At 68.8% G+C, this 9274-nt stretch carries 8 protein-coding genes; 2 read left to right on the top strand and 6 right to left on the bottom strand.

Translation table 11 applies throughout. From position 1 onward, the window contains the following. Window positions 1-1051 (top strand): UDP-N-acetylglucosamine 1-carboxyvinyltransferase (locus tag GA0115259_RS23430; RefSeq protein ID WP_093600665.1); only part of this gene is annotated, 1051 nt, incomplete at its 5' end. 371 nt (window positions 1052-1422) lie between these two features. Here GA0115259_RS23430 and GA0115259_RS23425 read toward each other — a convergent pair. From GA0115259_RS23425 to GA0115259_RS23395, 6 genes are all read right to left on the bottom strand, one after another. After that, window positions 1423-1668 (bottom strand): hypothetical protein, encoded by a 246-nt coding sequence (locus tag GA0115259_RS23425; RefSeq protein ID WP_093600659.1) that lies wholly within the window; start codon window positions 1666-1668, stop codon window positions 1423-1425. Further along, on the bottom strand, window positions 1652-1903 hold the full coding sequence (locus GA0115259_RS23420; RefSeq protein WP_093600662.1) for a DUF6400 family protein: 252 nt from the start codon (window positions 1901-1903) through the stop codon (window positions 1652-1654). The genes GA0115259_RS23425 and GA0115259_RS23420 overlap by 17 nt, the downstream gene beginning before the upstream one ends. A 276-nt stretch (window positions 1904-2179) precedes the next feature. Next, window positions 2180-2407: a hypothetical protein gene (locus GA0115259_RS23415; protein ID WP_093600656.1), complete on the bottom strand. Its 228-nt coding sequence runs from the start codon at window positions 2405-2407 to the stop codon at window positions 2180-2182. Between the two features lie 48 nt (window positions 2408-2455). Beyond that, window positions 2456-3556, bottom strand: a complete 1101-nt coding sequence (locus GA0115259_RS23410; protein WP_093600653.1) for a DUF4037 domain-containing protein — start codon at window positions 3554-3556, stop codon at window positions 2456-2458. Between the two features lie 151 nt (window positions 3557-3707). Further along, window positions 3708-4754: an FAD-dependent monooxygenase family protein gene (locus GA0115259_RS23405; RefSeq protein ID WP_237540433.1), complete on the bottom strand. Its 1047-nt coding sequence runs from the start codon at window positions 4752-4754 to the stop codon at window positions 3708-3710. Between the two features lie 69 nt (window positions 4755-4823). Further along, window positions 4824-8198, bottom strand: a complete 3375-nt coding sequence (locus tag GA0115259_RS23395; protein WP_256098105.1) for a S8 family peptidase — start codon at window positions 8196-8198, stop codon at window positions 4824-4826. A 191-nt stretch (window positions 8199-8389) separates the two neighbouring features. Between GA0115259_RS23395 and GA0115259_RS23390 the strand changes: the two genes are divergently transcribed. After that, window positions 8390-9274 (top strand): hypothetical protein (locus tag GA0115259_RS23390; RefSeq protein WP_141716663.1); only part of this gene is annotated, 885 nt, incomplete at its 3' end.

The raw sequence follows: 9274 nt of genomic DNA, 5'->3' as shown, positions 1-9274 counted from the left end.
GGCGCCCCGCCGTACGCGCTCCATCATCATGTTCCTCGGCCCGCTGCTGCACCGGATGGACAGCTTCCGGCTGCCGTACGCGGGCGGCTGCGACCTCGGTACGCGCACGATCGAGCCGCATATGATCGCACTGCGCCGGTTCGGGCTGGACATCGCGGCGACCGAGGGCCTGTACCACGCCCAGGTGGACCGCTCGATCAGTCCGGGCCGCCCGATCGTGCTGACCGAGCGCGGCGACACCGTCACCGAGAACGCCCTGCTGGCCGCCGCGCGCCACGACGGCGCGACCGTCATCCGCAACGCCTCGTCCAACTACATGGTCCAGGACCTGTGCTTCTTCCTGGAAGCACTGGGCGTACGGGTCGACGGCATCGGCACGACCACACTGACCGTGCACGGGGTGCCGAGCATCGACGTGGACGTGGACTACTCGCCCTCCGAGGACCCGGTCGAGGCGATGAGCCTGATCGCCGCCGCCGTGGTCACCGAGTCCCAGCTCACGATCCGCCGGGTGCCGATCGAGTTCCTGGAGATCGAGCTGGCGGTGCTGGAGGAGATGGGGCTCGACCACGACAGATCCACCGAGTACTCCGCCGACAACGGCCGCACCCGGCTGGTGGATCTGACCGTACGGCCCTCCAAGCTGGAGGCCCCGATCGACAAGATCCACCCGATGCCGTTCCCGGGCCTGAACATCGACAACGTGCCGTTCTTCGCGGCGATCGCGGCGGTGGCCCAGGGCAAGACGCTGATCCACGACTGGGTCTACGACAACCGCGCCATCTATCTGACGGACCTCAACCGTCTGGGCGCCCGGCTCCAGCTCCTCGACCCCCACCGAGTCCTGGTCGAGGGCCCCACCCGCTGGCGAGCCGCCGAAATGATGTGCCCACCCGCCCTGCGCCCGGCCGTGGTCGTCCTGCTGGCCATGATGGCGGCAGAGGGCACCTCCGTCCTGCGCAACGTCTACGTCATCAACCGCGGCTACGAGGACCTGGCGGAACGCCTCAACTCGGTGGGCGCGCAGATCGAGATCTTCCGCGACATCTGATCCACAAGGGCCGCCGCCTCCTCCCTGACCTGCACGAATGCGGATCAGGAGCGGGGGCGGTGGCATGCGCGGACCTTCTCCGGGACTTCGCGCCGGGTGGGAGTGCTACCGCAGCGTGACCCCCGGGGCCGAGCACTGCCCGTAGGCGCTCTCGAAGACATCCGCCAGCATCCCCAGCGGCGCGTACGGCGTGGCCACCGGCGACTACGTCGACGTGCGCTGAACCCGGCGGGTGCCGGCGCGAGGGCGAGTCCACGCCGGCCATGTTCCGGTCGATCCGTGCGCCGAGATCGTCGTCGGCGTGAGCTCCCTCGCGCTTCAAGAGGCGCCGAAGGCACGTCCAACGCTGCCATCGCACAGCCGCCGATTCGTCAGAGGCAGCGGGCGCTGTCGCCGGGGCGAGGGAGGTCGGGGCGGGTGTTCAGTGACCATGCGTGCGTGCACTGCGGGCACTGGAGGTGGACGACCGGCCCGTCGTTGGAGATCAGATAGCGCCAGTGCTCGCCGCAATTGCGGCGGTCGGCGCAGGTCGCGCAGGAGCGGGCGTCGTCGCAGATGGGGCAGGCCACCCAGGCGCGACGGGCGAGGTCCGCCTGTGGATCAATGGGCAGCCGCACGGCCCGGCTCCTCCCCCGGCAGGACACCGGCCGCCACCAGCAGGTCATATGTGCGCTGCTGCTCGGCGTCCAGGCCCGAGTAGAGAAGGGCGTATGCCTCGTCCTCGCCCTGGAGGACGGCCACCGGGTCCCAGTCGGGCCCGAGCGCGGCCACGACCTCGGCCCGTCGCCGGGCTTCCTCGATGGTCAGGTCGATCGTGAAAGGGATGAGGCCGGTGGCGTTGTCCTGGTTCATGGTGAGACTTCCGGTGTGCTGGCGGAACACCACCATCTGTACCAGGCGCCCTGCCCGCAGGGAAGGGTGGCCTAAGTCGCCCGGGGACGGCCCGAGGTGAGGCTCCGCCCGGCCCGTCGACAGGACATCCTCGAATCGGCCGACAGGGGCGGGCCGTTGCCGGCACCAAGTCCCGAACAACCGACACGGTCCACCCACAGCACTGTGACGTACCTCACAGCTTACCGGTGTCGTACGCCGCGAGCCGGACACCCATCAAGGCCGTCCATACCCATATCACGACGATCTCTGCTGTCCGCCCGGATCCTCCCGCCTCTGCTCGCCGTGGCCGTACTGACGAGCGTGGGCGCCGGCCCGGAACTGGTCGGCCGGTACGCCGCACCGGCGATCGAGCCGGTCGGCAGCGACTACGACTGGTACGAGGACACCGCCGCCGGGCAGTTGCGGCAGGACCAGTGCCTGATGCGCCGATCCGGTGACGGACGACGCGCTGCGCCGTCCCACCCTGTGGTTTTCCCTGTGGATCGCCGAGGAGGAGCGCCGGCCGGGGCTTCAGAGGAGTGCCTCGATGGCTGCGCGCAGAGGGCGTTGGCGTCCGAGGAGGTCCGTGTTGTCCGTCCACTGGTCCACGCTCCCGGTCAGCGGCAGGACTCGTAGCTCAGGATCGGTGAGCGTCGCCGCCAGGGCCTGGGCGAAGCGTTCGGCGTGGAGGACCTGGAACGGGCGGTCGTGGTACGGCCGGCGCGTCGGGTCCAGTGGTTCGGTCAGTCCTGACTCGTTCTGGAGCGCGGCCACGGTCTCGTACGCGTCGCAGAGATGACGTTCCCTTGCCGGGTAGTCCACCGCTGCCAGCGCGCTCCGGAGGGACACCGACAGTTCTCCGGCCACCGGCAGCCTGCTGAACGCCGTCCCCAGCCACTTGCCGTACGGTGCGTAGCGCCGGTGCAGCAGCAGGCAGAGCCGCATCAGATCCCGTACCAGCCGTCCCGCGACCACCGCGGAACCGAGGTCGTCCCCGGCCTCGGCGCAGCGTCCGACGAATGCCTCCTCCTGGGAGACGCGCTGCCATTGGCAGGCGAGCAGCCAGCGCCAGATCTGATCGGGATACCAGGCCAGTCGCCGCCGTGCCGCGGTGAGTGTGCCGAGTCCGTCGTGGAACACCGCGCCGCCCGTGAACTCGGCGAGGTTCTGCTGAGGCATCGCCAGCCAGTCCCGGACGGTCGGTTCGCCGGATCCGGGTGCGAGGCCGAGCCGGGTGTGCAGCCAGCCGCCGACGTCGTCCACCGAGACACGGTGGTTCACCGGGCCGTCCGTCGGCGCCATATGACCGACCGGACCTTCCGGGTCGCGGTGACGGAAGTGCGTCGGCCAGCCGCGTACCTGCTTCGGCAGCCGCTCCGCCAGCAGCCGGTGCAGACCGGATCCGTGCCGGGCGGCTTCCTCCGGTGTCAGGAAGAGATTCAGCCGCGGCCCCCACTCGTGATCCGTCGACCGCGCCGTGTCGAAACCGAGTACCTCGGATCCCGCGCCGACCCGCGCGGCGGCATACCGCAGTCCCGGATATTCCTCGTCGAGGAGCGGGCGTACCGCTTCGTCGTAGAGGATCCGCGACAGTTCGAGGCCCGGCAGAAACCCGGTTTCCGGTGTCACCATGTGATCACCCTGCCGGGCAGCCGCCCGGAGGGCCACCGAGTATCGGCGGCAGGCGTACGGCCCGGTGTCGGCCGCCCCGGCCCCGGGCCCGGCCCCGGCGTGGGCCGGGGCGGGTACGTTCGTGGGTGGAGCGCGGTGTGCGGGGTGTGGGTCAGGGGTTCTTCTGAGGCGTCGGGACCGGGGTGTCCTTGCGGTAGAAGATGTCGATGTCGACCTCTTCGCCGCCCATGATCAGTGTGTCCCAGGCTCCGCCTTCCAGCAGGGTTCGCAGCGTTTCGCTCTTCAGGGTGCGCAGATGGTCCCGGAGTGTGGTGTCGTCGGGCATACCGGGAATGCGCGGCGAGAGCCGGCCGCGGATTTCGCGCAGTTGCGTCATCAGCGTCTCGATGTCCGCGTCCTTGTCGAGGTCCGCGCCCGCGGCCTTCTCGATGCTCCGGGCTATTTGGTCCTTGATCGCGTGCGTGGTCCCGTTTTCGTCGGTGGCCACCATCGCTTTCCAGGCGCGGCTCTTCTGCCGGTACTGGAGCATCGACATCGCCGCTTCATGACGGAGGAAATCGGCGTCGCGGAAGGCTCTTCCGCGCCAGGCGTTGTCGAGTGACCGCGCCAGGGAAGTGGCCGAAGCGAGGCCGGTGTTGAGTCCGCGGCCCGGCCAGAAATGGATCGCGTTGGCGGCGTCGCCGAGCAGGAATCCATAGGTGCCGGGAGTGGTCGATGTCGTGGAGAACAGCTGACCGGTGAACCGTGGCCGCTGCACCATGTCCAGCCGGAACGCGGTGACGGCGCTCAGATTCTCCTCGGCGACGCCGAAGAACGTCAGTCCTTCCATGACGCGTTTCCACAGGGCCGAACCCTTGACCAGAGCGGGCAGGAAAAGCGTGCTGTGCGTCGAGCAGTGGAAATCGCCGTGGTCGTCACGCCCCATCACACAGGGCCGTGAGGCGATACAGTCCTCGAACACATGCCGGACGGGATCGATACCGACGACTTCCTTGGCCTCGGTATCGGTGAGGCGCATATTCAGAAAGCCCTCGCCTCGCAGCGAGTTCAGCAGGAAGCGGTTCTGGGCGACGGTCAGCAGAACCGTCATCGGATCCGACAGATCGGACTTGACCCGCAGTCCCAGCACGACGTCCTGGACGTGGTGCCCGTTCAGCGAGTAGATCGAGGTGTCGGCGTATGCGACAGCCCCCGGCACGCGACCGCCCCCGCCTCGGTGCGAGGCGGGGGCGGGATCAACGCATCGCCAAGTCGGCGCCGTTTCCTGCTACTTGAGCAGATACGCCTTGACGACAGTCACGTCGTACACATGGCCGTTCTTGTCCGTGAGCTTCGCCTTGAACGAGACCGAGGTGGCCGTCTTCGGGTGGCTCAGCGTCAGGCTCCGCCTGCCGTCCTTGGCTGTGGTGACCGTGGCCTTGGCCCACTTGGTGCCACCGTCGTAGGAGACCTGCACGGAAAGGGACTTGAAGCCCTTGCCCGCCGCCGGACCCTGGATGTTGAGCGGGACCGTGAGCTTCTTGCCCTTGGCGCCGGCGCTGCCCAGATCCAGCTTCGGAGCGAAGCGGACGGTGGAGAGCGGCAGCGTCACCACGGTCTCACCCGCCGGCCTCTTCGAGGTGAACGTCCAGCCCGCGACGATCCGCGTGCTGACTCCGGCCACCTTGGTGGAACGGGACACGTCCGTACTGATCCGGTACGCGGCCGACGCGGTCGGCAGGGCGTCGCTGTACGCGCAGAGTCCGTCGCGGTTGTCGACGAGCTTCTTGCCGCCCGCGGTGATCACGGTGTGCTGCTTGGTCACCGAGGACTGGCCGAAGTGCCCGGCGCCATCGGTGAATTCGGGAATACAGACCGCCATCTCGTTCTGGAACCGGAGCGCGTTGTTGTTGGCGTCGACCTTCGGGCTGAACACCCCGACGTTGTAGGTGTGCGTGTACGTCTTCTTCGCCAGGTACGTCCGCACCGCGTCGGGCCCGAAGAACGCATAGCCGCCGGCCGCCGTGGCGCCCTGCTGTTCGACACCGAACCCCCAGGTGAAGCCCTTGGGCACGGTGACATAGGTCTTGGCCGTCGCGGGCAGGGCGAACGGCCTGGTGACCGTACCGACGCCGAAGTCCGTCGCGTTCCAGAAGGGATTGATCGCGCCTCGCTGGGACTTCGCGGAGGCGCCGATCCGCAGATTCACCAGGGCCAGTTCGCTCTTGGCCGCCTTGTGGCTGAACCCGGTGTGGAGCGAACCGGCGCGGTTGTAGAGCAGGTTGTAGCTGGTACTGCCCTTCTGCCAGGTGCCGCCGACCTGGGAGCTGAAGTCCCGGGCGGTGAGCGCCGCGCCGACCTGCGCGGTCCTGAAGCCCGTGAAGCCGTCCAGGAACCAGGAGCTGCCGATGCCGCCGCTCCGCAGTTCCAGCGCGTAGTTCAGATACGCGTCGACATTGGTCGCGGTCTCCGGCGGCGTGATGCTCAGCGGCTTCGCCTTTCGGGCGTCGAAGGTGACCGTGGAGTTCGCGGTGACCGAGAGCTTCGGCGCCACCATCAGGGCGATGTCGGGATCGGCCTTGGGTCCCTTGGAGGTCTCGACCGGAGCCTCGACCAGATAACTGCCCTTGGGCACCCGGATCTTGGCGGTCCCGTCACCGTCGTTGTCGAACAGGTCCTCCCAGAAGTCGCCGGTGTGTCCGTACACCATCGAGCCCGCCCGTGCGGGCTTGCCCTTGGTGTCGATGAACTTCAGCGTGAGGTCGTACGACTCCACCTCGCGCACCGCGCCGAAGGAGGTACGGACGCGCTGGCTGCCCTCGCTCGCGGAAGCGACGACCGAACCGGAGAAGGTGCCGTCCTGCGTGCCGGTCCTGGTGTCCGCGACGACATCGACGCTCGCGCTGCCGCCCGCCGGTACGGTGACCTGCTGCGCGCCGAGCGTGAAGAATCCGGCCGGAGCGGGCTGTCCCTTCGGTCCCGCCGTGTCGAGCGACAGATCGAGCGTGACCGGCTCCGTGCCGCTGTTGCGGTAGGTGATCTGCCGGGTCACCGGAGTGTCGTCGGTGTGCGGCCACCGCTGGAGACCGAAGTTCACCGAGGTCTGCTCGCTGGCCACGGTCTGGGTGATCGCCGCGGCCACATCCGTACGTCCGGTGCCCTGCTGATACGCCGTCAGCCCGGCGGTCGGCTTGGCCGAGGCCGTCAGCGTCTGCTTGATCCGCTGTCCGGTCCAGTCCGGGTGCTCCTGAGCGAGGATCGCCGCGGCGCCCGCCACATGCGGAGTCGCCATGGACGTACCGGACATCGACACATAGCCGTCGGCCGCCGGGTCCCCGAGCTGTCCCTGGGCCGCCTTCGCCGCGACGATGTCCACACCGGGCGCGGTGAGGTCCGGCTTCAGCGAGCCGTCGGCCGTCTGGCCCACGCTGGAGAAACCGGCGATCTTGTCGGCCCGGTCGACCGCGCCGACGGTGAGCGCGGAGGCCGCGCTGCCCGGCGAGCCCACCGTGCCGGCGGCCGGGCCCTCGTTGCCCGCCGCGATGACGAAGAGGATGCCCTTCTCGGCGGAGAGCCGGTCGACGGCCGCCTCCAGCGGATCCGTCTCGACGGTGTCCATTCCGCCCAGGCTGAGGTTGGCAACCTTGGCGCCCTGGTCGGCGGCCCACTGCATACCCGCGATGATCCCGGAGTCCGAGCCGGAGCCCGAGTCGTCCAGGACCTTGCCGTCGAGGATCCGCGCACCGGGCGCGACGCCCTTGTACTTCCCGCCGGACTTGGCTCCCGAGCCCGCGGCGATCGACGCGACATGCGTACCGTGGCCGAAACGGTCGACGGTGCTGCCCGATCCGGAGAAGTCCTTCTGGCCCACCTCGACGCCCTTGAGGTCGGGATGGGTCTCGTCCACACCGGTGTCCAGCACGGCTATCTTCACGCCTGCGCCGTCGTATCCGGCCTGCCAGGCGGTCGGAGCACCGATCTGCGGAACGCTCCTGTCCAGGCTCGCGTGGCGCCTGCCGTCCAGCCACACCCGTGCCACACCGGGTGCCGTGGCGCGCGCCAGCCGCTGACCGGCGACGGGCGCGGTGAGTGCGTGCCACGCCTCGGACGAGCCGGTCTTGGGCGCGGTGAGCGCCTCGCCCTTGACCGCGGGCAGACTCCGCCGTACGGAGACGTCCGCGGCCGAGATCGCCGACTTGGCCCGCGCCTTGTCCTCGGTGTCCTTGGTGTACGACACGATCAGCGGCAGCGTCCCGCGGTGCGCGTCGTCGTACCGGTCCCTGATCAGACCGGTGACATCGAACAGCCGCCGGTCGAGGGCGCCTTGGGCCACCAGCCGGGACGCGTCGGCCGGCAGGACATAGGTGCTGTCCCCGACGCGCCTGACGGTGGTACGGACATGCTCACGGCCCTTGCCGGGCTGGATCCGGGTCACCCGGCCCTTGGCGTCCACATGGACACGGTCGCCGGTGATCAGAGTGACCACGGACGGCTCGCCCTGTGCCTTGCGCGCCTTCGCGGCGAAATCCTGCTGTGCCGCCACACCGGAGCCGTAACCGGCGCCGGAGCCGGACCGCGCCCCTGGGCCGGCCCCCGTGACAAGTCCCGCGGTGAGCAGCGCGGCCACCATGGCCGCGCCCGTTCTACTACGTTTTCCGGGCAACTCTCCCCCTGCGTATGCCTGTTTGAGATGTGGTCATAAATCGAACGAACCCCCGAAGTGAACCATACCGAGTATGCACACACCCGATCTTGGGCCCATAGGTGGGTCCGAGGACCCTGCCGTTGGGCCCGGCTTCGTTCTTACGCTGCCTCCCGTTCGGGGGAACGGTTACGGCGTGGGACGAGGAGTGGATGGTGAGAGGCACCGAAGGTCTCCCGGTTTGGCATGCCCATGGCGGCAGAGCTCATGGCGACAAAGGCCAGGGCGGCGTGGAGTATGTCGCGGTGATCGGGGTGGTGGCCCTGGTCGTGGCGGCGATCGTGGGGCTGACGGTGCCCGAGGACGAGGCGGTCGGGCTGAGGAACGCGGTATGCAGAATCGTTCATGCGGCCGATGGCGCCTCCGCGTGCGCCTCGGGCGAGGACGGTGACGGCGGAGCCGGGGACGACGGCGGCGGAGGCGAGGGCGAGGATCCCGTCGTACCTCCCAACGATCCGTTCCAGCCCGCGAAGTGTCTGCTGTCGCAGGATCAGACCAAGGACACGGTCGTGATCCAGATCCTCTTCATCAAGATCAGCGGCTCGGACCAGCTCAAGGTCCAGCAGTGGTCCGACGGCACGGTCACCGTGGAGCGCGTCACGGACAGCAGTGTCGGAGTCACGGCGAGCGTCTCCGCGGGTATCCCGGGACTGAAGGACTGGGGCGGCAGCGCCTCGCTGAGCGGTACGTACACCCAGGGCAGCGGCAAGGGCGGACAGTGGATGTTCGGCAGCCACAAGAGCGACAATCCGCAGGCCGATCTGGAGGCCAATCTCGCCGACGCCAAGGCCTTCGCCGAGGCGCTCAAGCAGCAGGACTTCTGCCGCGCCATGGTCGGCAGTCCCGTCTCACCCATCAGCCAGGTCGGCTGTAGCAACAGCGCCATGTCGCAGATGGAGCGGACCAATCCGGAGCGGATGCCGGACGTCGACATCACCAAGACGACCACCGAGGCGTCGGGCGGGCTGAGCCTCGGTAAGTCGTTCAAGAAGGGCAGTGGCGAGGGCGGCAAGGACGGCGAGCCGAAGGACCTCGGC

This window comes from Streptomyces sp. MnatMP-M17, assembly GCF_900091995.1.
Taxonomy (GTDB): Bacteria; Actinomycetota; Actinomycetes; order Streptomycetales; family Streptomycetaceae; genus Streptomyces.
The sequence above is the reverse complement of the archived record's forward strand: the minus strand, read 5'-3'. Positions and strand labels throughout refer to the sequence as shown.